Annotated in this window: 19 protein-coding genes and 2 pseudogenes; 12 read left to right on the top strand and 9 right to left on the bottom strand. The window is 66.0% G+C overall.

Annotated elements, in window-relative coordinates:
• Nucleotides 1-111: 111 nt before the first annotated feature.
• The 4 genes from QP181_RS17540 (at nucleotide 112) to QP181_RS17525 (ending at nucleotide 5,420) form a co-directional block, all read left to right on the top strand.
• The gene (locus tag QP181_RS17540; protein WP_333929321.1) at nucleotides 112-1,242 is read left to right on the top strand and encodes a sensor histidine kinase; all 1,131 of its coding nucleotides are present in this window, start codon (nucleotides 112-114) and stop codon (nucleotides 1,240-1,242) included.
• Nucleotides 1,239-2,036, top strand: a complete 798-nt coding sequence (locus tag QP181_RS17535; protein WP_031393111.1) for a LytR/AlgR family response regulator transcription factor — start codon at nucleotides 1,239-1,241, stop codon at nucleotides 2,034-2,036. The genes QP181_RS17540 and QP181_RS17535 overlap by 4 nt, the downstream gene beginning before the upstream one ends.
• Nucleotides 2,037-2,210: 174 nt before the next feature.
• Complete coding sequence (locus QP181_RS17530) at nucleotides 2,211-3,104, top strand: cell wall hydrolase (RefSeq protein WP_333929320.1); 894 nt, start codon at nucleotides 2,211-2,213, stop codon at nucleotides 3,102-3,104.
• 447 nt (nucleotides 3,105-3,551) lie between these two features.
• Complete coding sequence (locus QP181_RS17525) at nucleotides 3,552-5,420, top strand: ABC-F family ATP-binding cassette domain-containing protein (protein ID WP_056051982.1); 1,869 nt, start codon at nucleotides 3,552-3,554, stop codon at nucleotides 5,418-5,420.
• Between the two features lie 280 nt (nucleotides 5,421-5,700).
• On the opposite strand, the gene QP181_RS17520 is transcribed toward QP181_RS17525, so the two are convergent.
• Nucleotides 5,701-6,021, bottom strand: coding sequence for a DUF3297 family protein (locus tag QP181_RS17520; RefSeq protein ID WP_132737347.1), 321 nt, complete (start codon nucleotides 6,019-6,021; stop codon nucleotides 5,701-5,703).
• A 107-nt stretch (nucleotides 6,022-6,128) separates the two neighbouring features.
• The gene (locus QP181_RS17515) at nucleotides 6,129-6,512 is read right to left on the bottom strand and encodes a hypothetical protein (RefSeq protein WP_056051987.1); all 384 of its coding nucleotides are present in this window, start codon (nucleotides 6,510-6,512) and stop codon (nucleotides 6,129-6,131) included.
• A gap of 202 nt (nucleotides 6,513-6,714) precedes the next feature.
• On the opposite strand from QP181_RS17515, the gene QP181_RS17510 reads away from it, so the two are divergent.
• Nucleotides 6,715-7,380 carry a L,D-transpeptidase family protein gene (locus QP181_RS17510; protein ID WP_333929319.1) on the top strand — a complete coding sequence of 222 codons (666 nt, stop codon included), beginning with the start codon at nucleotides 6,715-6,717 and terminating at the stop codon, nucleotides 7,378-7,380.
• A 465-nt stretch (nucleotides 7,381-7,845) separates the two neighbouring features.
• Here the strand turns inward: QP181_RS17510 and typA are convergent, their stop codons facing one another.
• From typA to QP181_RS17495, 3 genes are all read right to left on the bottom strand, one after another.
• Entirely contained in the window at nucleotides 7,846-9,690 is a 1,845-nt protein-coding gene (typA, locus tag QP181_RS17505) for a translational GTPase TypA (RefSeq protein ID WP_056051990.1), read from the bottom strand.
• A 195-nt stretch (nucleotides 9,691-9,885) separates the two neighbouring features.
• The gene (locus QP181_RS17500; protein ID WP_333929318.1) at nucleotides 9,886-10,851 is read right to left on the bottom strand and encodes a DUF2268 domain-containing putative Zn-dependent protease; all 966 of its coding nucleotides are present in this window, start codon (nucleotides 10,849-10,851) and stop codon (nucleotides 9,886-9,888) included.
• Nucleotides 10,852-11,208: 357 nt separating this feature from the next.
• Nucleotides 11,209-12,222 (bottom strand): zinc-binding alcohol dehydrogenase family protein, encoded by a 1,014-nt coding sequence (locus QP181_RS17495; protein WP_333929317.1) that lies wholly within the window; start codon nucleotides 12,220-12,222, stop codon nucleotides 11,209-11,211.
• A gap of 152 nt (nucleotides 12,223-12,374) precedes the next feature.
• On the opposite strand from QP181_RS17495, the pseudogene QP181_RS17490 reads away from it, so the two are divergent.
• From QP181_RS17490 to QP181_RS17475, 4 genes and pseudogenes are all read left to right on the top strand, one after another.
• A pseudogene (locus QP181_RS17490) lies at nucleotides 12,375-13,587 on the top strand (toxic anion resistance protein).
• A 5-nt stretch (nucleotides 13,588-13,592) separates the two neighbouring features.
• A complete protein-coding gene (locus tag QP181_RS17485; protein WP_333929316.1) occupies nucleotides 13,593-14,300 on the top strand; it encodes a hypothetical protein in 708 nt (235 codons plus the stop codon).
• Nucleotides 14,301-14,304: 4 nt separating this feature from the next.
• Nucleotides 14,305-14,490 (top strand): hypothetical protein, encoded by a 186-nt coding sequence (locus tag QP181_RS17480; protein ID WP_333929315.1) that lies wholly within the window; start codon nucleotides 14,305-14,307, stop codon nucleotides 14,488-14,490.
• A gap of 115 nt (nucleotides 14,491-14,605) precedes the next feature.
• Nucleotides 14,606-15,736, top strand: a complete 1,131-nt coding sequence (locus tag QP181_RS17475; RefSeq protein ID WP_333929314.1) for a hypothetical protein — start codon at nucleotides 14,606-14,608, stop codon at nucleotides 15,734-15,736.
• Between the two features lie 11 nt (nucleotides 15,737-15,747).
• Here QP181_RS17475 and QP181_RS17470 read toward each other — a convergent pair whose 3' ends face one another.
• From QP181_RS17470 to ubiA, 3 genes and pseudogenes are all read right to left on the bottom strand, one after another.
• A complete protein-coding gene (locus QP181_RS17470) occupies nucleotides 15,748-16,512 on the bottom strand; it encodes a 3'(2'),5'-bisphosphate nucleotidase CysQ (RefSeq protein WP_333929674.1) in 765 nt (254 codons plus the stop codon).
• Nucleotides 16,513-16,555: 43 nt separating this feature from the next.
• A pseudogene (locus QP181_RS17465) lies at nucleotides 16,556-17,901 on the bottom strand (TldD/PmbA family protein).
• A 9-nt stretch (nucleotides 17,902-17,910) separates the two neighbouring features.
• A complete protein-coding gene (ubiA, locus tag QP181_RS17460; protein ID WP_333929313.1) occupies nucleotides 17,911-18,852 on the bottom strand; it encodes a 4-hydroxybenzoate octaprenyltransferase in 942 nt (313 codons plus the stop codon).
• A gap of 82 nt (nucleotides 18,853-18,934) precedes the next feature.
• On the opposite strand from ubiA, the gene QP181_RS17455 reads away from it, so the two are divergent.
• The 3 genes from QP181_RS17455 (at nucleotide 18,935) to QP181_RS17445 (ending at nucleotide 21,652) form a co-directional block, all read left to right on the top strand.
• Nucleotides 18,935-19,096, top strand: coding sequence for a hypothetical protein (locus tag QP181_RS17455; protein WP_333929312.1), 162 nt, complete (start codon nucleotides 18,935-18,937; stop codon nucleotides 19,094-19,096).
• Between the two features lie 356 nt (nucleotides 19,097-19,452).
• On the top strand, nucleotides 19,453-20,193 hold the full coding sequence (locus QP181_RS17450; RefSeq protein ID WP_333929311.1) for a 16S rRNA (uracil(1498)-N(3))-methyltransferase: 741 nt from the start codon (nucleotides 19,453-19,455) through the stop codon (nucleotides 20,191-20,193).
• Between the two features lie 85 nt (nucleotides 20,194-20,278).
• On the top strand, nucleotides 20,279-21,652 hold the full coding sequence (locus QP181_RS17445; RefSeq protein ID WP_333929310.1) for a glutamate--cysteine ligase: 1,374 nt from the start codon (nucleotides 20,279-20,281) through the stop codon (nucleotides 21,650-21,652).
• 109 nt (nucleotides 21,653-21,761) lie between these two features.
• Here QP181_RS17445 and QP181_RS17440 read toward each other — a convergent pair whose 3' ends face one another.
• Nucleotides 21,762-23,036: a methyltransferase family protein gene (locus QP181_RS17440; RefSeq protein ID WP_333929309.1), complete on the bottom strand. Its 1,275-nt coding sequence runs from the start codon at nucleotides 23,034-23,036 to the stop codon at nucleotides 21,762-21,764.
• Nucleotides 23,037-23,127 lie beyond the last annotated feature (91 nt).

Raw genomic sequence — 23,127 nt, 5'->3', positions numbered from 1 at the left:
GGGCCGCCGTTCCTCTAGGGGAGCGGCGGCCCTTTTCGTTACAGCATCACTAAAGATACGCGGCTCACGGGTTTTGCGTGTCCGTTGCGCCGCGTGTAAGACCGCGGGCCAATGGCTATTTCCTCCGCCCCGTCCCCCGGCCAAACCCGGCGGCTGCCCTTCACCGCGCGACCGTTCTTCGAGAACAAGGCGCGCGCGTTCTGGATCCTCCAGGCGGTTGGCTGGAGCGGGTATCTGTTGCTGCGCGGGGTGGTGTCGATCTCGAACGGGCTGTCGCTCGACGGCGTGATCCCGGTGATCGTCGAGGCGATCGTCGGATACTGCATCACGCTGCTGCTCTCGACGATGTACGGCCAGTACCGCCGGATGAACCGGCTGGTTGGCATCTTCCTGACGATCGCGACGCTGGCGGCGGCGACGTTCCTGTATGCGGTGCTCGACGCGTTCACCTTCTCGTTCATCGCGACCGCGACGCCGGGGGTGACCCTCACGCGGCTGCTCGGGTCGGTGTATGTCACCTTCACGGTGCTGTTCGGGTGGTCGGCACTGTATTTCGGGATCAACTTCTACCTGATCGTCGAGCAGCAGATCGACCAGATGGAGCATCTCGAGAACCAGGCGTCGTCGGCGCAGCTGGCGATGCTGCGCTATCAGCTGAACCCACACTTCCTGTTCAACACGCTGAACTCGATCTCGACGCTGGTACTGCTCAAGCAGACCGAGCGGGCGAATGCGATGCTGTCGCGGCTGTCGTCGTTCCTGCGCTATACGCTGGCGAACGAGCCGACCGCGCACGTCACCGTCGCGCAGGAGGTGGACCAGCTGAAGCTGTATCTGGAGATCGAGAAGATGCGCTTCGAGGATCGGATGCGGCCGAAGTTCGACATCGATCCGCGCGCCGAACGCGCCCGGCTGCCGTCGCTACTGCTGCAACCGCTGGTCGAAAACGCGATCAAATACGCCGTCACGCCGCAGGAGGAAGGCGCCGAAATCTGCGTCGAAGTGCGGCTCGCCGGGGAACGCGTGCAGATCGCCGTATCCGATACCGGTCCGGGCTTGATCGAGGGCCGGATCGGTTCAAGCCAATCCACAGGCGTGGGGCTCGCTAATATTAGAGACAGGTTGGCTCAGGCATATGGGCCCGACCACCGTTTCGAAACCCGCTCCACGCCCGCTGGCGGCTTCTCGGTCGAGATCGAGATTCCGTATCAGCTTGAAGACGTGAACAGAGAGGCCGCATGACCATCCGTACCATTCTCGTCGACGACGAGCCGCTGGCGATCCAGGGGCTGGAACTCCGACTCCAGGCCCATGAAGACGTCGAGATCATCGAAAAATGCTCGAACGGCCGTGAGGCGATTCGCGCGATCAAGACGCACAAGCCCGATCTGGTCTTCCTCGACATCCAGATGCCGGGGTTCGACGGGTTCTCCGTCGTGCAGGGCCTGATGGAGGTCGAGCCGCCTTTGTTCGTGTTCGTAACCGCCTATTCGGACCACGCCTTGCGGGCGTTCGAGGCGCAGGCGGTCGATTATCTGATGAAGCCGGTTGAGGAATCGCGGCTGGCCGATACGATCGAGCGGGTTCGGCAGCGTCTGTCCGAGAAGCGCGGCGTCGAGGAAGTCGATCGGTTGCGCGAAGTGCTCGCCGATGTTGCGCCGGATGCGGCGGCGGATATGCCGGACGGCGATGCCGTGTCGGCGAACCGGTTCGAGAAGCTTATCAACATCAAGGATCGTGGGCAGATCTTCCGCGTCGATGTCGATACGATCGAGCGGATCGATGCCGCGGGCGATTATATGTGCATCTATACCGGCGATAATACGCTGATCCTGCGCGAGACTATGAAGGATCTGGAGAAGCGGCTCGATCCGCGCAGGTTCCAGCGGGTGCATCGGTCGACGATCGTGAACCTGGATCTGGTGAAGCAGGTCAAGCCGCATACGAACGGGGAATGCTTCCTGGTGCTGAATTCGGGGGCGAGCGTGAAGGTTTCTCGGTCGTATCGTGATGTGGTGGCGCGCTTCGTTCACTGAGATAGTCCCCGTCATCCCAGCGAAAGCTGGGATCTCCTGGTAACCGGCTCCGTCCTTGCCGATCGAGGTCCCGACTTTCGTCGGGATGACGGGGGTGCGCTCCCTTAGCGAGCGCTTTCCCCGTTTCCCGCTCCCATTAACCAGTCCCTAAACCCCGCGGCCTAGAGCGGGTGAATGAAGAAGTCGGGTTACGGCCTTTACCGCCACGCGCTGATCAGCCTGCCCGCTTTGGTGATGGCGACGTCGTGCGTGCCGGCGGATCGGCCGGCGGCGATCGCCCGGGTCCAGCCGGAGCGGAACTCGCGCGCCTTGCTGAGCCGGATGGCGTTGCATGTGCCCGACGACATTTCGGCGAAGATCGCGATGGCCGCACCAGATGCGCCGTTTGCCGCTGCGGCGCCTTTCGTTGCCCCACCGTTTCTGACTTCGAACTCGGTCGACGATGCGAGCCGCGCCGCGGACTGCCTGACTGCGGCGGTATATTACGAGGCGCGGTCGCAGTCGGAGGATGGGCAGCGGGCGGTGGCGCAGGTGGTGTTGAACCGCGTTCGCGACCGGGCCTTTCCGAACAGTGTTTGCGGGGTCGTGTATCAGGGGGCGGAACGGCGGACGGGGTGCCAGTTCAGCTTTACCTGCGATGGCTCGATGAACCGGGCGCGCGAACCGGAGGCGTGGGATCGGGCACGTGCGGTTGCGAGCGCGGCGCTTGGCGGGAGCGTGTATGCGCCGGTCGGGGCGGCGACGTCGTTTCATACGACGAGCATTCTGCCGTGGTGGGCATCGAGCCTTTCGCGGATCACGACGGTTGGGGCGCATGTGTTCTATCGCTGGCAGGGGGCGCTGGAACGGGCGCTGACGTTTCGGCAGGCTTATGCTGGGGTGGAGCCTGGGGTTCGGGGTGTTGGTTTAGCGAGCGGTGGTGGCGTGGCGGCGGTTGCGGCGCAGGTTGCTGGTGTTTCGGTGCATTATGATAACCGGGACGACGTTGCGGACTCGGGTGCGGATCCGGCCGATGCGCCGCACGGGGTGACGGTGCACCGGGGGTGTTGCGTTCTGGCTCGACGATGACGGGTGCGGCGACTCTGCCTACGCGGTTGGTTTCCGGGGTGCGGATTCATGTTGGTGGGCGGGCGGCTGCGATGATCGGCAGTGGTAATGCCGACGACGCGGTAGTGTCGGACGAAACCTGATAGCTTCAAGGGCACCACCCCGGCGAAGGCCGGGGCCCAGTTGGGGGACGATATTAACTGCGAACCGCACTTCGCTACGACCACCCTTCCTACTGGGCCCCGGCCTTCGCCGGGGTGATAGTAATGCGGGATAGTTGTCGTGGTGGGGCTGCCCTTTTTGTTCCCCCGCGGAGGCGGGGGTCCAGGATCGCGGGCGGTGGCGTTTGTGATCCTGGGCCCCCGCCTTCGCGGAAGAACTAGCCCCGCTCGATCAGAGGCGTCGGCTCCCGGAACGCCCAAACCCCGACCCTCGCAAAACCATGCTGCATCTGCTAACGGCACGCGCATGCTGAACCTGAACAATATCACGGTGCGCCTGGGCGGACGCGTTATCCTCGATGGCGCCACCGCTGCGTTGCCGCCGGGCTCGCGCGTCGGGCTGATCGGGCGCAACGGCGCGGGCAAGTCGACGATGGTGCGCGTGATCGCAGGGCAGTTGGAGCCCGACGATGGCTCGGCCGACATGCCGAAGGGCGCCCGCATAGGCTACCTCGCGCAGGAAGCGCCGCACGGCGTGAAGACCCCGTTCGAGACCGTGCTCGAAGCCGATCTGGAGCGCGCCGCGCTGATGATCGAGAGCGAGACGAGCGAGGATCCCGACCGGCTCGGCGACGTGTACGAGCGGCTGATCGCGATCGACGCCTACACCGCGCCCGCACGCGCCGCACAGATCCTGCTCGGCCTCGGCTTCGACGAGGACATGCAGGCGCGGACGCTCGACAGCTTCTCGGGTGGCTGGAAGATGCGCGTGGCGCTCGCCGCTCTGCTGTTCTCGCAGCCGGACCTGCTGCTGCTCGACGAGCCTTCGAACCATCTCGATCTGGAAGCGGTGATGTGGCTGGAGGACTTCCTCAAGGGCTACAAGGCGACGATCGTGGTGGTCAGCCACGAGCGCGATTTCCTCAACAACGTGGTCGATCACATCCTGCATCTGCAGGGCGGCAAGATCACGCTGTATCCGGGCGGCTACGACGCGTTCGAGCGGCAGCGTGCCGAGCGCCTCGCGCAGATCGAGGCGGCGCGTGCCAACCAAGCGGTGCAGCGCGAGAAGCTGCAGGAATATATCGCCAAGAATTCGGCCCGCGCTTCCACGGCCAAGCAAGCTCAGTCGCGGCAGAAGATGCTGTCGAAGATGCAGCCGATCGCCGAGAGCTATAACGATCCGACGCTGTCATTCGGCTTCCCCAATCCGACCGAACTGCGGCCGCCGTTGATCACGCTCGACATGGCGACGGTGGGCTATGCCGACGTGCCTATCCTGAAGCGGCTCAACATGCGGCTCGATCCCGACGACCGGGTCGCGCTGCTCGGGCGCAACGGCAACGGCAAGACCACGCTCGCGCGCCTGCTGGCGGCGCAGCTGACGCCGATGGACGGCGAGATGTCGTCGTCGGGCAAGATGAAGGTCGGGTATTTCACGCAGTATCAGGTCGAGGAACTCGATCCGACCGACTCGCCGATCGAGCATATGTCGCATCTGATGAAGGGCGCGACTCCGGCGGCCGTACGGGCCCAGTTGGGACGGTTCGGATTTTCGGGCGACAAGGCGACGACGCGGGTCGGCAAGTTGTCGGGCGGCGAACGTGCGCGTCTGGCGCTGGCGCTGATCACGCGCGATGCGCCGCATCTGCTGATCCTCGATGAGCCTACCAACCATCTGGACGTCGATGCGCGCGAGGCCCTCGTGCAGGCGCTCAACGCCTACACCGGCGCCGTAGTGCTGGTCAGCCATGATCGGCACATGCTGGAGCTGACCGCGGACCGGCTGGTGCTGGTCGATGACGGGACGGCGAAGGAATTCGACGGCAGCCTCGACGATTACATCGCGTTCGTCCTGAAGGGCGATGGCGGCAAGGGCGATGCGGCGTCGAAGGCGGACAAGAAGGCCGGCAAGAAGGCTGCGGCCGAGGCGAAGAGTAATGACGCCGCTCTGCGGAAAGCTCTGCGCGAGATCGAGGAGCAGACCGCGAAGTTTACCAAGGAGCGGAATGCTCTGGACCGCGCGATGGTCGATCCGGCGAACGCGGAGCCGCGGTTCTCGCGCATGTCGATGGGGGATCTGAGCAAGCGTCGCGCCGAGGTGCATGCGAAGCTCGAGGCTAGCGAGGCGAAGTGGCTCGAGGCTAGCGAGGCGCTGGAGGGCGTGGAGGCTTAAGGCCCCCCGCCCCGCGTAACGTCCCTCGCCCATCGCCGTCATCCCAGCGAAAGCTGGGATCTCCCCATTCGGGTCGCACCATCCGCCAAGCGGGATACCCCAGCTTTCGCTGGGGTGACGAGATTTGTGATGAGGCAGCCGTATTCCAGCGCGCCAGTAACTCAGCGACGGTCCGCGCTTCTATGTTTCCCCGCGAAGGCGGGAGCCCAGTCTGGGTCCCCGCCTTCGCGGGGAAACATTATTCTCTCAGCTCAGAGAATAGGCTCCGCGCTCTTCAGGCTCAGCCCTCGTCGGTGTCCGCGCCTGCTGCCGGCCGCTCGAACCAGGCCTCCACCGGACCGACCAGCTTCAACGTCAGCGGGTTGCCGTTGCGGTCGACCTTCTTGCCGAGTGCGACTCGGATCCAGCCTTCCGAGATGCAGTATTCCTCGACGTCGTGGCGGACCTTGTCCTTGAAGCGGATGCCGATGCCGCGTTCGAGCAGGTCCTGCTGGAAGAACGGGCTGCGCTGGTTGATCGAAAGGCGATCGGGGGGCGTGTCGCCGGTTGCGGCCGGGGTGGCGGCGGCTTCGGTCTCGGGCGTGTTGGGCGTATCGGTCATGGTCGCGCGTCTAGCGGCAAGCACTGGCTTCACGCCACAAAAAGGCACCTGACGGAAAAGCGGCGCCGGGATTGCTCCCGACGCCGCCTGTCGATCTTGTGAGCGGATCAGTTGCAGACGCGCACCGAAACGCGGTCGCCATAATAGGGATCGACCCGCCATTCGTTCCAGCACCGCGGCGCATAATAGGTCGCCACCGGTGCCTCGTAATAGACCCGCGGGGGCGGCGGGGGCGCGTCGTAATAGCCGCGATCATAATAGCGCGGCCGGTTGCTGCTGGCGATCGCTGCACCGACGCCGAGGCCGAGGATACCGCCCAGCACTGCTGCGCCCGCGACATTGCCGCCGCCACGATGGTGATAGCCGCCCCAGCCGCCGCCGTAGCCACGGCCATACCCACCCCAGCGCTGCGCATCGGCCGGCGCGGCGGCAGTGAGTGCCGTAGCCGCCAAAGCGACGCCCAAACCTGCCTTCTTGAAAAACCCGTTCATCTTCCGAACTCCGTTACTGGTTACGCCCGGTCCGCTTGGGACAAACGCATAAGTGTCCGACCGTGTTTCAGGATTTAGGCGATTCGGTCTGAACTGGTTCGGAACGGCTTGTTAACCCACGGTATAGCTGGAGTCCCGGTCGAGGACACAGGAGTCTCGGCCCGGCTGGGTATTGTTCACGAATATCGGATAGGGTGCGGCGATGCACAGGATGATGACGACGCGAGCGATCGCCTTTGCCGTGCTCGGCGGGAGTGCGGTGCTGATCGGTGGGCTGGCGCTGTCCGGGTCGCCGGTGAAGGTGCGGGCGGTCGAGGCGCCAGTGCGCGTGGCTCAGGTCGCTGCGCCGGTTGCGAAAGCGGCGCCGAAGCCGGTTGCGGTCGCTGCCGAGGAACCGGTCGACGCGTATGTCGTGAAGCGGGTGCTGAACGTTCCCGAGCCTTTGCGGCATGGTGCGTATTACTGGGATACGGAGGGCGTGCCCGAGGGGCCGATCGTCATCACTATCGACCTGGTAGCGCAGACCTTGTCGATCTTTCGCAGCGGGTACGAGATCGGGACGGCGGCGGTGATCTACGGCGCGGACGAGAAGCCGACTCCGCTCGGCGTGTTCAAGATCACGCAGAAGGACGCGCATCACGTGTCGAACCTGTACGGGGCGCCGATGCCGTACATGATGCGGCTGACCAATGATGGGGTTTCGATCCATGGCAGCGCGTTGATGGATGGTAAGTACGCTACGCATGGGTGCGTTGGGGTGCCGACTGCGTTTGCGAAGCTGATCTTCGAGCAGGTTAAGCTTGGGGATCGTGTGATCGTTACGAGTGGGGAGATGTTGGCGCGAGGTGGGCGGATTACTGCTGCTTGAGGGGGCGGTTTTGGGTCGTGGTGCGGGGTGATGCCGCGGATCGTCTCCTCCGTCATCCTGACGAAAGTCAGGATCCAGAGCCACGAAGGTGGCCAGCCGTTACTCTGGATCCTGACTTTCGTCAGGATGACGGTAGCGCGCATGATCGCAATCGCGTCGAATGCTGCTTCGTTGCACTGCCTTTCCCCCAACGTCCGTCATCCCCGCGCAAGCGGGGATCCATATCCTCTGACGCCTGCACTCTACTCGCTAGGCTAGCCAGTATGGGTTCCCGCCTCCGCGGGAATGACGGCGTGTGGCTGGGTGATCGGATCGGGCCAAGCAAACGAAAAAAAAGGCCGGAGGTTTCCCCCGGCCCTTCTTCAATTCCTAGCCAGCGCGCCACGGCAAAGCCGCGTCGTCGGACCTCGTTTGAGCGAGGCCGGCCGAGCGCCTGATGCTCAGCCGGCTCCGCCTTTGCTGGCCTCAGGCGCTCTGCTTAGCCCGGCTCGCCCGCTTGCGCTCGTTCGCATCCAGGAAGCGCTTGCGCAGGCGGATCGACTTCGGCGTGACTTCGACCATCTCGTCGTCGTCGATGTACGCGATCGCCTGCTCCAGCGTCGCGCGCTTCGGCGGGGACAGGCGGACCTGGTCGTCCTTGCCGCCCGACGCGCGGAAGTTGGTCAGTGCCTTGGTCTTCATCGGGTTGACCTCGAGGTCGTCCGGCTTGGCGTTCTCGCCGACGATCATGCCCTCATAGAGCGCCTCGCCGTGGCCCACGAACAGGATGCCGCGCTCTTCGAGCGGACCCAGTGCATAGTTGTTCGCCTCGCCCGAACCGTTCGAGATCAACACGCCGTTCTTGCGGCCCTCGATCGCGCCCTTGTGCGGACCGTACTTCTCGAACAACCGGTTCATGATCCCCGTGCCGCGCGTGTCGGACAGGAATTCGCCATGATAGCCGATCATCCCGCGCGACGGCGCCGAGAAGGTGATGCGGGTCTTGCCGCCGGTCGACGGACGCATGTCGGTCAACTCGGCCTTACGCGTGTTCATCTTCTCGACGACGGTACCCGAATGCTCCTCGTCGACGTCGATGATGACGGTCTCGTACGGCTCGGTCTTCTTGCCGTTCTCGTCCTCACCGAACAGCACGCGCGGACGCGAAATGCCGAGCTCGAAACCTTCACGGCGCATCGTCTCGATCAGCACGCCCAGCTGAAGCTCGCCGCGGCCGGCGACTTCGAAGCTGTCCTTGTCGGCCGCCTCGGTCACCTTCACGGCGACGTTCGACTCGGCTTCGCGGAACAGGCGCTCGCGGATCATGCGGCTCGTCACCTTGCTGCCCTCGCGGCCCGCCATCGGCGAATCGTTCACGGCAAAACGCATCGACAGCGTGGGGGGATCGATCGGCTGCGCGTGCAGCGGCTCGGTCACCGTGATGTCGGCGATCGTGTCGGCAACCGTGGCGACCGAGAGACCTGCCAACGAGATGATGTCGCCGGCCTTCGCTTCGTCGACGGGAACGCGCTCGAGACCACGGAACGACATGATCTTCGACGCACGACCGGTCTCGATGATCTTGCCATCGTTATCGAGCGCGTGGATCGCCTGGTTGGTCTTCACGGTACCCGAATTGACGCGACCCGTGAGGACGCGGCCGAGGAACGGATCGCGGTCGAGCAGCGTGACGAGGAAGGTGAACGGCACGCCGGCGACTTCCACGGCGGGCGGCGGCACGTGCTTCACGATCGTCTCGAACATCGGGATCAGCGTGCCTTCGCGCGCGTCCATGTCGGTCGACGCATAGCCATTGCGACCCGATGCGTAGAGCACGGGGAAGTCGAGCTGGTCGTCGTTCGCGTCGAGCGACACGAACAGGTCGAACACTTCGTCGAGCACTTCCTGGATGCGCGCGTCGTTGCGATCGACCTTGTTGACGACGACGATCGGCTTCAGGCCGAGGGCCAGCGCCTTGCCGGTGACGAACTTGGTCTGCGGCATCGCGCCTTCCGACGAATCGACCAGCAGGACGACGCCGTCGACCATCGACAGGATGCGCTCGACCTCGCCGCCGAAATCGGCGTGGCCGGGCGTGTCGACGATGTTGATGCGGATGCTCTCGGACTCGCCGGGAGGGGTCCAGTCGACCGAGGTCGGCTTGGCGAGAATGGTGATGCCACGCTCTTTTTCGAGGTCGTTCGAATCCATTGCGCGCTCTTCGACGCGCTGGTTGTCGCGGAAGGTGCCGGACTGGCGGAAGAGCTGGTCGACCAGCGTCGTCTTGCCGTGATCGACGTGCGCAATGATCGCCACGTTGCGGAGGCTCATGAATGTATTCTCTTGATCGAGGAACGGGGTTGGCGCGCGCCATAGCGTAATTGTTGCGCCGCGGGAAGAGTGGGCGGCGTTTGGGGGCTTTCCACCCCTTCCGTCATCCTGACGAAAGTCAGGACCCAGGGTAACAAAAGCTGCCTTCCGCGGCTCTGGGTCCTGACTTTCGTCAGGATGACGGAGCGCGCGGGATCAACGGCGCTTGTATGTTCCGGCAGCGAGAATAGCACGGGGATCGCGGACCGCCAGCATTGCCCTCAGCGCGGCGCGTTTGTCGGGCGCGGCGGCATAGTAACGCTGCCAGATCCGCAGCCCCATCCAATAGCCGAGTTCGGGCGGCCAGCCGGCTGGCGGCGTGGAGTAGTTGCCGATCCAGCGCGCGTACGCCTTGGCTTCGGGCGAGCCTTCCTCGGGGTCGTCCTGGTCGGTGAGCTTGCGGGTGAGTGCGATGTCGGCGTGCATCTGGCGCCAGAGTTCGGCCTCGCGCGGGGTGCCCCAGGCGGCGCGGGCGGCGTCGGGCTCCTCGCCGGTGACCAGCTGCGCGATGAAGTCGGCGGCGCCCTCGACCAGGATCGCGGTGAGCAGCGGGTCGCGGGCGAGCGTCATGCCGGCGTCCTGCTGGAAGGAATGCACCGTCTCGTGTGCGAAGAAATGGCGGAGCGTCTGGCGGAGTTTCTCGGGCGTCGGCGACAGGCGGCACAGCACTTCGAGCCCGAGCACCTGCGCGCCTGGCCTGGCGGTGCCGCCGGAGGTGTTCGCGCCGAAGACTATATAGACTTGCGGAAGCTTCACGTCGGAGAGCGCGCCGTGCAGGCCAAGATAGATCGCGCGGAGATCGGCGGTGGCGGCGTTGGCGGCGGGGAGGCAGGTCTTGATCGCCTGCGCGTAGCGGGTGGGGTTGGCGGCGATGGCACGCGCGAGCGTGTCCGCGTCCACGATCCGGCCGGGGGTGAAGACGCCGATCCCGAAGCTGCCCTTGTCGAGATAGTCGCGCTTGAGTTGCGCGGCGGTGGGCTTGCCTTTGGTCTTGGCGAAGAGCGCGGCGAAGCGGTCGGCGTCCTCGGTATGGATCGTGGCGGTGAGCGGGTCGGCTGGCGGGGGGCGATTCGCGGCGGCCGCGGGGAGGAGGGCGAGCGCGAGGATCAGCGGGCGGAGCATGGTGCAGAGTATCGCGTGTTTGTCGGGGCGCCAGAGCGGATATTGCAATCCTCCCCGCCAGGGGGAGGTGTCGCCGAAGGGGACGGAGGGGGAGGACACGGAGCAGAGGTTGGCGCGTGCCTCCCCCTCCGTCAGGCTGACGCCTGCCACCTCCCCCTTGCGGGGGAGGATCGTTAGGTGGCGGCGGCCTGCAACGCTCCACCTTCTATTCTACCCACCCCGGCGGAGGCCGGGGCCCAGTTGGAAAGGCGGCGATAACGACGTGCCGCGATCCGTTAGCAACGTCCCCCAACTGGGCCCCGGCCTTCGCCGGGGTGGCGCTTGAGTTGAAGGATTAATTTTCGGAACATCGAAGGCTTAGAACCCCTCCAGCACGATCTTCCCCTTGGCTGTGTGGCTCTCGATCCGCTCATGCGCCCGCCGCAAATTCGCCGCGTCGATCTTCCCGAAATTCTCCGCGAGCGTCGTCCGGATCGTCCCCCCATCCACCAGCCGCGCGACCTCGTCGAGCAACTTGCCCTGCTCGCCCATGTCCGCGGTCTGGAACAGCGAGCGCGTGTACATCAGTTCCCAGTGCACCGAGATCGACTTCTGCTTGAGCGGCACGATGTCGAGCGTCTTCGGATCGTCGATCAGTGCCAGCCGCCCCTGCGGCGCCAGCAGTTCGCCGATCTCGGCGATGTGTTCGTCGGTATGCGTCGTCGAGAACACGAACCCCGGCGCGCCGAGCCCCAGCGCCTCGACCTGCGCGGCGAGCGGCTTGCGGTGGTCGATCACGTGATGCGCGCCGAGCTCCTCGACCCAGCCACGCGTCTCGTCGCGCGACGCGGTGGCGATCACCGTCAGGTCGGTGAGCTGCCGCGCGAGCTGGATCGTGATCGAGCCGACCCCGCCTGCCCCGCCGATGATCAGGATCGCGTTCGCCGCGCCGGGGACGGGTTTGCGCACGTCGAGCCGGTCGAACAGCGTCTCCCACGCGGTGACCGAGGTCAGCGGCAGCGCCGCCGCCTGCGCCCAGTCGAGCGACGTCGGCTTGTGGCCGACGATACGCTCGTCGACGAGGTGATATTCGGAATTGGTACCCGGCCGGTCGATCGCACCCGCGTAGAAGACCTCGTCGCCGACCGCGAACCCGGTCACGTCCGGGCCGATCGCGACGACGACGCCCGATGCGTCCCAGCCCAGCACCTGCGGCTTGCCGTCCGGATCTTCGCGACGCTGGCGGATCTTGGTGTCGACCGGGTTGACCGACACCGCCTTCACCTCGACCAGCAGGTCGCGGCCAATAGCCTCGGGCTTGGGGAGATCGAGGTCGACGAGCGACTGCGGATCGTCGATCGGGAGCGACTTGGTATAGCCGATGGCGCGCATGCTGGAACTCCTGTGATGTCGCCGACAAGCTGTCCACGCGCCCGCCCGGTTTCAAGGAGAGCTGTTGGCAAGCCCCGGTGTATTATCTATATACGCCACTTGAACGCGGGGCGGGTTGCAGCCACCATGCCCCACCGAACGGAGACACTTGTATGGCGACGACCCCGAACACGCTGACGGAAGAGCCTGGCCTGGTGCTGACCCCGCCCGATCCGGTGCCCACGGTCGCCGCCGCGAAGGCGTCTGGCCTTGTGCCGGTCGACGCCGGCGTGAAGTCGCAGCTTGAAGAGCGCGTGTCGGGCTTCGTCACCGATCTCGTCGCGCAGGACGTCAACTCGCCCGAATTCGGCAAGCGCGTCGACGCGATCACCGCGATGGGCGCGAAGGAAATCCGCGACGCCGCCGGCCAGTCGAACCGCTTCCTCGATCGCCCGGTAAAGGCGATGGATCAGGAGACCGGCGTCGGCAAGGACCTGGCCGAGCTGCGCCGCGTCGTCGAGGATCTCGATCCCGGCAAGAAGGGCAACCTCACCGCGCCGCAGAAGCTGTTCGGGATCATCCCGTTCGGTGGCAAGATGCGCAATTATTTCGACGGCTATAAGTCGTCGCAGACGCACATCGCGCAGATCCTGAAGAGCCTCGGCTCGGGCAAGGACGAGCTGCTGATGGACAATGCCGCGATCGATACCGAGCGCGCGAACCTGTGGGCGGCGATGGGCCGGCTCGAGCAGATGATCCATCTGTCCAAGACGATGGACGCCAAGCTGGAGGACGTCGCCAACGATCTCGACCACACCGATCCCGCCAAGGCGAAGGCGATCCGCGAGACCGCGCTGTTCTATACGCGCCAGCGCACGCAGGACCTGCTGACCCAGATGGCGGTGACCGTGCAGGGTTATCTCGCGCTCGATCTGGTCAAGAAGAACAATGTCGAGCTGGTGAAGGGCGTCGATCGCGCGTCGACCACGACCGTCTCCGCGCTGCGCACCGCGGTGACGGTGGCGCAGGCGCTGACCAACCAGAAGCTGGTGCTGGAACAGATCACCGCGCTCAACACGACGACCGCGAACATCATCGATTCTGACCGGCAAGCTGCTCAAATCGCAGACCGCCCAGATCCACGAACAGGCCGCGTCGGCGACGATCCCGCTGGAGACGCTGCAACGCGCGTTCCAGAATATCTACGACACGATGGACGCGATCGACGTGTTCAAGCTGAAGGCACTCGATTCAATGAAGGTCACGGTCGGCGCGCTGTCGAACGAGGTCGACAAGTCGCGCGGGTATATCGCGCGGGCTGAAGGCGCGACGCAGGGGCAGTTGGGCGGACCTTCCGCCAGCCCGTTCAAGCTGGAGGCGATGTAACCCTCGTGAGCGAAGTCGACGACGCCATCGCCAGCGCCCGCGCCTCCTGGTCGCGCATTTCCGACGACCGCACCGGCACGGTGATCGGGCGCGTGCCGACGCGGGGGCGGGCGAGGCAGACGCAGGCGATCGGCAAGCGGCTGACCCGGATCGCGGTCGCCGACGTCGCGATCCTGATCGCCGCGATGGTGATCGGCTGGATCGTGCCGCTCGGGATCGGCGGCGCGATGCTGGTGATGGCGCTGCTGGTCGCCGCGACGGTGCTGTTCGCGGTCTGGCCGGCGGAACGCGCGCCGACGCCGGAGCGGCTCGCGGCGGTCGATATCCGCGCGCTGCCGGCCCAGACCGAACGCTGGCTGGAGGCGCAGCGCCCCGCCCTCCCCGCACCCGCGATGACGCTGGTCGACCGGATCGGCCTGCGTCTCGAAACGCTGACCCCGCAGCTCGCCACGCTCGACGCGAACACGCAGGAAGCGGTCGACGTGCGCAAGCTGATCGGCGAACAACTCCCCGCCTTCGTCAAGGATTACGAGAAGGTGCCAACGTCGTTGCGCACCACCCCGCGCAACGGTCGCTCGCCCGACGCCGAACTGGTCGACGGGCTGAAGCTGATCGAACAGGAAATCGGCGAGATGACCGCGCGCCTGGCACAGAGCGACCTCGACAACCTCTCCACCCGCGGCCGCTTCCTGGAGATGAAGTACAAGGACTGATCGGGTGAAGCGTACCCGTCTCAGCGTCTGCCGCAGAAAGGCGCGCTTCGTCTCCGAAGCCGACGCGCTCGTCGTGGCGCAGACCGGACGCGTACCGCTGAGGGCCTATCGCTGCGACCGGTGCCTGCACTTCCACCTGACCAGCAGGACGAAGGGCAAGCGCGTATTCGGAACGCCGGCGGGTCGTTGATCGACGGGAGATCGAGTACCGGCATAACGAGCATTAGGTTCAAACTCGATCGTATCTCGACTTTGCAGCCCGGACGATTTGCCTAGACTGGGCGCACGTATTCGGAGACCAGGCCATGATCGCGCTGTTGCTTCTGCTGACGACACAGATCGCTCCCGAAATCGTCGTTGCCGGGAAGCGACTGGACGATGCCTATCGGGAATGCGTCCAGCAAACCTGTCCGCCGCTCCGCGATGCGCAGGTTTCGATAGCGTATGCCGAACGACAGTTTCGCGAAGGGGCGTACGTCAAGGCGCGCAACACCTTGGCCGCGGCGGCATCGCGCAACAAGCGAAACGCCGCGACCGCACCGAAACCGCTCGCGGCGATCTATGAGGCCTATGCGACGGTTTCGCGACACGACGGCGACATGGATGCCTTCAGAACGGCGGTCGGTCGACAGGTACGGGTCTTGCGCGACAACCTCCCGCCCGACGATCCGGCGGTGATCGCCGCGGCGTTCGCGACGGGCGACATGTGGGCCCAGCTGGGGAACGCCAGATCGGCCGAGCTTTCGTACCACGCGGTCGAGCGGCAAGCGCTGCAACACGGTAATACGATATTGGCGTTGCAGGCGGTTCTGCGACGCGTCGGCCTCGCGAACGCACACGGCGATACCGCAGGCGCCGCGCGATTGATGACCGAAGCCGAAGCGCGACCCGACGCGTCGGATCCGACGCTGCGCACGGCGATGCAGGTGGTGAGGTTACGGCTGGCCGCGAAGCGTGCCGATGACGGGCAGGTCGATCGGCTGGTACGCGCGATCGGTCATGATGCCTCGACGCGCCCCGTGCTGATCTGGGCGCCTCCCTACAAGCCGACCGCAGAGATGGCGGCCAAGATCAACACCGCAAAGTTCGATGTCGTCGATCCAATTCCCACCCGGCCGTCCGACTATAGCCCCATCCAATGGGTCGATATCGGGTTCTGGATCAGGCCCGACGGCAGGACCAGTGAGCCGGAGATCCTGCGTGGATCGCGATCGACGGCGTGGGCGAGGGATCTGTTGAGCCAGATATCCGACCGCCGCTACACGGGAAATGCCGCCAACGCAGGCGATCCCGGCACATATCTGATCGAGCGGTTCACCTTGCGCGGTACTTATCTCGTCCCGACCGGCAGCCTGGTCCGCAGGCGAGCGGGCCCCACCGAATTGGAGGTTCTCGATCTGACCGAGCCTGAAAAATCGGTGACCGCTCACCGCTGATCGTAGGGTATTTAGTCGGTACCCGCGCGTGCCCGGTCGGCGAGCCGCGCCACTGCGGCGGCATGAATGCCCGGTACGCTGGTCAACACGCCGAACGCCTGCGGACGCGGCTTGTTGAAGACTAGCGGCGCGCCGAGCGCATCGCTCACCACCGCCCCCGCTTCGCTTGCAACCAGCACCGCCGCGGCGATGTCCCATTCGTTGCCCCAGCGGAGCGTGGCGACGAGGTCGGCTTCGTCGGCGGCGACCATCGCGATGCGGAGCGCGATCGAGTTGGGTTTGTGGACCATGACGAGGTCTCGGTCGGCTTTGGGGAGGGCGTCCACCGGGGTTCGGCTACCGGGGAAGTCGGTTCGGTCGCCAGCCTTCAGCGGGATGCCGTTGCGGGTGGCCCCCTGCCCTGCGACCGCGTGCCAGCGTTCGTCGCGGGACGGCGCTTCGAGGATGCCGATCACCGGCTTGCCGCGATCGACCAGCGCGACCGAGACGCACCAGCCGGGTCTCGCGCGGATATAGTCTCGCGTACCGTCGATCGGGTCGACTACCCAGAGCAGGTCATGGGCTAGGCGATCGGCGTTGTCGGCGGTTTCCTCGGAGAGCCAGCCGGCTTCCGGGAGAAGGGTCGACAGCCGCGCCTTCAGCATCCGGTCGATCGCGATGTCGAGTTCGCAGACCGGGCTGCCGGGGGTCTTCTCCCAGCGCTGGAAGTCGGTGTCGAAGCGGTCGAGCGCCATTGCGCCAGCCTCTGCGGCGATACTCGCTACCGCGTCCGCCATAGCGCGCAGCCATGCCGGCGAGCGCTCGGGCCCGCGAAACCGGTCAGCCACTCGCCACCGTCATGCCCTCCACGCGCAGCGTCGGCACGTTGACGCCGTAGCGGAATTCGAGGTCGTTGGCGGGCGTCATCGCGAGGAACATGTCCTTGACGTTGCCGGCGATCGTGAACTCGGCGACGGGCGTCGTGACTTGGCCGTTCTCGATCCGGAAGCCCGCCGCGCCGCGGCTGTAGTCGCCGGTCACGCCGTTCGCGCCGCCACCCATCAGTTCGGTGACGTAGACGCCCGATTCGATGTCGGCGATCAGCGTTTCGAGCGGCACATGGCCCGGCTCCATGAACACGTTGCTGGTCGATACGCCGGGCCCGCCGCCGACACCGCGCGCGGCGTGCCCGGTCGGCTCGAGGCCGAGCTGGCGCGCCGAGGCGGAATCGAGCAGCCAGCGTTCGAGCATGCCGTCCTCGATGATGTCGCTCGGCGAGACGGGCAGGCCTTCGCCATCGAACGGACGCGAGCGCAGGCCGTGCGGGCGGTGCGGATCGTCACGGATGGTGATGCCGTGCGCGAACACCTGACTGCCGAGCGAATCGAGCAGGAAGCTGGTCTTCCGCGTGATCGCCTGGCCCGAGATCGCGCCGAGCATGTGGCCGACCAGCGATCCACCGACGCGGCGATCATAGATGATCGTGGTAGGCCCGCTGACGAGACGACCGGGATTGAGGCGGGCGACGGCCTGTTCGCCGGCGCGGCGGCCGATCGCGTCTGGCGCTTCGAGATGTGCGCGGAGGCGGGCGCTGCTGTGCGCGTAGTCGCGCTGCATGCCGCCGCCTTCACCGGCAAGCACACTGGCCGACACGCCGTAGCCGGTCGCGGCATAGGCGCCGGCGAAACCGTGGCTGGTGGCCAATGCCCAGACACTGCGCGAGGCGCTGGCGCCGCCGCCTTCGCTGTTCGAAACGCCGGGGACAGCGCGGGCAGCGTCCTCGGCTTCGAGCGCGGCGTCGCGGAGTTGCTCGGGACTGGCTTCGCCGCCGTCGTCGAGGCCGAGCATCGGGGTGATGCCGTGGAGGAGGCGCTCAGCAGGCGCGAGGCCGGCCCAAGGGTCTTCAGGGCCTCACGCGCCATCGCCACCGCGCGTTCGACCAGCGCGTCCATCGCGGCAGTCGACAGGTCGGAGGTGGAGACGCTGGCGGAACGCTGGCCGACGAACACGCGGAGGCCGAGATCCTCGCTTTCGGAGCGGCCGATATCCTCCAGCTTGCCGAGGCGGATCGACACGTCGAGCGCGGCATCGGCGGCAAAGACCGCGTCGGCGGCGTCGGCGCCCGCCGCCCTCGCGCGCTGGACAATGTCATGGGCGCGGTCGCGGGCTTGGTCTGGGGTCAGCATATCAGCGAGTTAGGGATGCAGGCTCGTGCCGACAACCACGCAGGCGAGGAACATCAGCAGTCCGGCGAAACGGTTCGCGCGGAAGCGGGCGAGTGCGGCGGTGCCGGCGCCCTCGTGCGTGTCGGGTTTGAGCGTGACGACCTGCCAGGCGAGGTGGAGTGCGACGGGGATGAGCGCGGCGATCGCGAGCGGGTCGGGGCGGACTTGCCAGAAGGCTGCGGCCCATAAAGCGACGGCGGCGACGTAGAAGATGCCGACGCCGGCCTTCACGTGGCTGCCCATGCGGAGCGCGGAGGAGCGGATCCCGATCATCGCGTCGTCCTCCCGGTCCTGCAGTGCGTAGATCGTGTCGTAGCCGACCACCCACGCGATCGACCCGGCGTAGAGCAGCCACATCGGCGTATCGAGCGCGCCGGCGATGTCGCTCCAGCCGACCAGCAACGCCCAGGAAAAGACGATGCCGAGCCACGCCTGCGGCCACCAGGTGATGCGCTTCATGAACGGGTAGGCGGCGACGGGGGCGAGGCTCGCGAGCGCGACGACCGCGGCGAAGAAGGTGAGTTGCAGGAGGACCGCAAAGCCGATCAGGCAGAGCGCGACCAGCCAGACCCAGGCGAGCTTGATCGAGACGAGTCCGCTCGGAATCGGTCGGGCGCGGGTGCGGGAGACCTGTGCGTCGAGGTCGCGGTCGACGATGTCGTTAAACACGCACCCTGCGCCGCGCATCGCGATGCTGCCGAGGAGGAGCCAGAGGATCAGGTCCCAGCGCTGCACCGCGCCGCCGGCGAGCGCGACGCCCCAGGCGCCTGGCCAGAACAGCAGCCACCAGCCGATCGGGCGGTCGAAGCGGGCGAGCAGCGCGAGGCCGCGGAGGGTTGGCGGGAGGCGACCAACCAACCCCCGGTGTTCGCTGTCGGGGACGATTTCCGCGTGGCTCGGCGTGGTCTGCATGATGGGGGCGTAGGAAGACGGGGTTTGGCGCGCAAGCCTTTGCCGGGTACCGGTGGGGCGTGACGCGTTCGGACCCTCCAGCATGATCGGCCTTTCGGTCGCGGTCGGCCGCTTCGTCGAGGCGCTGTTCTGGGGAATCTTTCGGGTCGCGGGGGCAGTTGCGGGGGTGTTGATCCTCGGGGTGGTGGTCCTGGTCTTGGCGTACGTGGTCGCGCGAAAAATGTGGGCGCGGCGGAAACGCTGAACTGAGTTTTGCGTATGCCGGAAGCGCTAATTTTCTCCCCTCCCTGGAAGGGAGGGGTCGGGGGTGGGTCGGCTGCTTGGCGGACGTGCCGGCAATTCCGAGCCAACCCACCCCCAGCCCCTCCCTTTCAGGGAGGGGAGCGAGAAGTGCCATCCTCCCCGGCACGGGGAGGGGGACCGTTCGCCATCGGCGAAGGGTGGAGGGGGATAACCGCGAGCGTTACGCTAGTGGTGAAAGACCGCCGCGCGGGCATCGGAACGGCAAGATGTGACGCGAGTGTAACGCGTGCGGAAGCCCCCCACCAGCTTCGCTGGTTCCCCTCCCCGTGCCGGGGAGGATTTGCTAGAGCCCTTCCCATGCCTGCAACCCCAGCCTGGCCGCCGCAATCCACGCCGCGCCTGTTCGTCGATACGCCGCTCGCGGCTGGTCCGCTTCACGTCGATGGGCCGGCGGCGCATTATCTCGTGGGGGTGATGCGGATGAAGATCGGTGATCCGGTCAAGCTGTTCGACGACCGGACCGGCGAATGGCTCGGCGTCGCGTCGAGCGTCGGCAAGCGCGACCTGACCCTCGACGTCACCGAACTGCTTCGCCCGCGCGAGGACGTGCCCGATCTGTGGCTGTGCGCCGCGCCGCTCAAGAAGGGCCGGGTCGACTGGATGGCGGAGAAGGCGTGCGAGTTGGGCGTCGCTCGGTTGGTGCCGGTCGTCACGCGGCGCACGATCGTCGACAAGCCCAATACCGAGCGGCTGCGCACGCAGATGATCGAGGCGGCCGAACAATGCGGGCGCACTGCCCTGCCCGAGGTCGCCGAGCCGGTGAAGCTTGCCGCGTTGCTGCGGGATTGGCCCGAGGACCGCGCGCTGTTCTTTGCCGACGAGACCGGCGGCGTGCCGGCATTGGAAGCAATGCGGGCGCGACCGGGACCGGCGGCAATCCTGATCGGCCCTGAAGGCGGCTTCGATGCCGACGAACGCGAGGCGATCCGCGCGCATCCCAACGCCGTCGGGATCGGTCTGGGGCCGCGCATCCTCCGGGCGGAAACCGCGGCCGGCGCGGCCGTTGCCTTGTGGATGGCGGCGGCGGGCGATTGGTAGCCGTCCCGACCTCCGCGAAGACATTGCTACCGATTGGTCCGAATCCCCTCTAGCACCCTCGTTCATCGGCGCGTAAGGCGCGGCGATGACGACGATTCCCGCTCCGAAAAAGACCAGCCCGACGATTGAGTCGCGCGACCAGTTGATCGCCAGCTTCGCGGGCGGCGAAAAGCCGAAGGACGCGTGGCGGATCGGCACCGAGCACGAGAAGTTCGTCTATGCGAACGGCGACCACCATGCGCCGTCGTATGACGAGCCGAGCGGTATCCGCGCGCTGCTCGGCGAACTGGAGCAATATGGCTGGAAGCCGGTCATGGAGGGTGGAAACGCCATCGCCATGTCGGGGCCCGACGGCAGCATCAGCCTGGAGCCCGCGGGACAGTTCGAGCTGTCCGGCGCGCCGCTCGACTCGCTGCACGAGACCTGCGCGGAGACCGGGCGTCATCTGGAGCAGGTGAAGGCCGCGGGCGAGAAGCTCGGGATCGGCTTCCTTGGGCTCGGCATGTGGCCGGACAAGACGCGTGCCGAATTGCCGACGATGCCGAAGGGGCGCTATGCGATCATGCTGCGGCATATGCCGCGCGTCGGCAGCATGGGCCTCGACATGATGCTGCGGACCTGCACGATCCAGGTGAACCTGGATTATGCGTCCGAGGCGGACATGGTGAAGAAATTCCGCGTGGGGCTGGCGCTCCAGCCGCTCGCGACCGCGCTGTTCGCGAACTCGCCGTTCACCGAAGGCAAGCCCAATGGCATGCTGTCGTATCGCAGCCATATCTGGTCCGACACCGATCCGCACCGCACCGGCATGCTGCCGTTCGTGTTCGAGGATGGCTTCGGGTATGAGCGCTACGCCGAGTATGCGCTCGATGTGCCGATGTACTTCGTCTACCGCGAAGGGAAATATATCGACGCCGCCGGGCTGTCGTTCCGCGACTTCCTGAAGGGCGAACTCAGCGTCCTGCCGGGCGAGAAGCCGATGCTCGACGACTGGACCGATCATCTGTCGACCGCGTTCCCCGAGGTGCGGTTGAAGACCTTCCTCGAGATGCGTGGGGCCGATGGGGGCCCCTGGAACCGGATCTGTGCGCTGCCGGCGTTGTGGGTCGGATTGCTGTACGATCAGGGTGCGCTCGATGCGGCGTGGGATCTGGTCAAGGACTGGACGATCGACGAACGCCAGGCGTTGCGCGATGCCGTGCCGAAGCTCGCGTTGAACGCGCCGATCGCGGGTGGCGGCAAGCTGCGCGATATCGCCGGCGAGGTGCTCGACATCGCCGGTGCCGGGTTGTCGGCGCGGGCGCGGTTCAATCGCGCGGGCGACAACGAGACGGGTTTCCTCGATCCGCTGCGGGAGATCGTGCGGAGCGGCAAGGTGCCCGCCGAGGTGCTGTTGGAGCGCTATAACGGTGCCTGGAACGGCGACGTCTCGAAGGTCTACGACGAAGCCAGCTTCTAACGCCTCCCCTACCGCTTGCGGAAGGGGTCGGGGAGGGCTTGGCCGCCAGCGATCCGGTCCACGGCGCAGGTTGGCCCCTCCTAATCCCTCCCGCTTGCGGGAGGGGAATTCAGCCGCGCAGCTTCGCGAACAAGCGCGGCACGAGGCCGTTGCGGGTCATCCAGTCGAAATAGGCGCGGTAGTCCGGGTCGAGCTTCAGATGCCGCTCCTCCGTTTTCGCGCGCCAGTAATAGACGCCGCTGACCGCCGCCAACAGCAGGGTCGCCCGCGTGGCGTCGACGACGCTGCCGAGCGTCAGGATGGGGATGGTGGAAATCCACCAGAATATGTTCTTCGACAGATACGCAGGATGCCGCGACACTGCATACGGCCCATGCGTCAGGATGCCGCGGTTGGTGAGGTTCGAGAAGCGGAAGCCGAACGCCATCGTCGCCCAGGCGTAGATCGCGGTCAGCCCGACCAGCACCGCACCGATCAGCGCGAGCAGGACCGGATGACCCTGGAACCAATACGCCCAGTCCGACGTGCCGGGATGATAATCGAGCGGACCGCCGGGGGTCATCAGGATGAACGGCGGATAACACATCAGCGCAGGCATCCACGCCGCCGCGAACGGATTGGCGCTGCGGATGTGTGAATCGAGCGGGCGGAAGGTCAGCAGATAGCCGACCGTCGCGAATGCCACGTCGATCAGGAACATCAGCGTCACCAGCCAGCTCGCCAATGCGACCGGATCGCGGAGCACCGATGCGACGTCACCGCGGACGAAATCGCCGAACCCCGGCGGCACGATCGCAAGCATGAAGGCGAGGAAGAACGTCTTCACCCCCCAGGCGCGGAGATGGCCATAGATCGCCTCGCGGTCGACACCCGCCTGCCCCGTCATCCACGCACCGAGATGCCAGGCGCCATCGCGCGGCTCGATCAGATAGCGGTCGATCCAAAGGACGTAGGGGATCGAGACGACGAACAGGATCGGTGCTGCATTGGTGAAGCACCACATCGCAAACGCAAAATTACCCTGCCAATAGAAGCGCCCGGCGCCATAGATCACCGCGATCGCGGCCCAGGTCGCCCATAGCCCGGCCAGCTTGGTCAGACTCGTGTCGAGCATCTCGCGCCACGACTTGCCAGCCGCCCAGTCGACTCCCGTGCTTGGGCTCAAATGCACCTTGTCGACCAGTAGCGACCAGGCGATCATCGGTAGACCGCAGGCTGCGACGTTGATCAGCGCCGAATACGGCCCGTCCATGCCGTAATGGCGGGCGACGGCGATCCAGACGAGTACGCCCAACAGTCCCGACAGCCCAGCGCCGTGGCTGACCGCCGATTTCGGCCGGGGATCGATGGTGGCGGGAACGGTAATCGCTGGGTCGTGGTCCATCCCGTCGGCCTAGCGCAATATGGTAATCAAGGCGTGAAGCATGTTCGGCAGCACCTATACGGACGCTTGCGCCGAGCGCATCGCGACGCTA

Source organism: Sphingomonas sp. LR55 (assembly GCF_036856015.1).
GTDB lineage: Bacteria > Pseudomonadota > Alphaproteobacteria > Sphingomonadales > Sphingomonadaceae > Sphingomonas.
The sequence above is the reverse complement of the archived record's forward strand: the minus strand, read 5'-3'. Positions and strand labels throughout refer to the sequence as shown.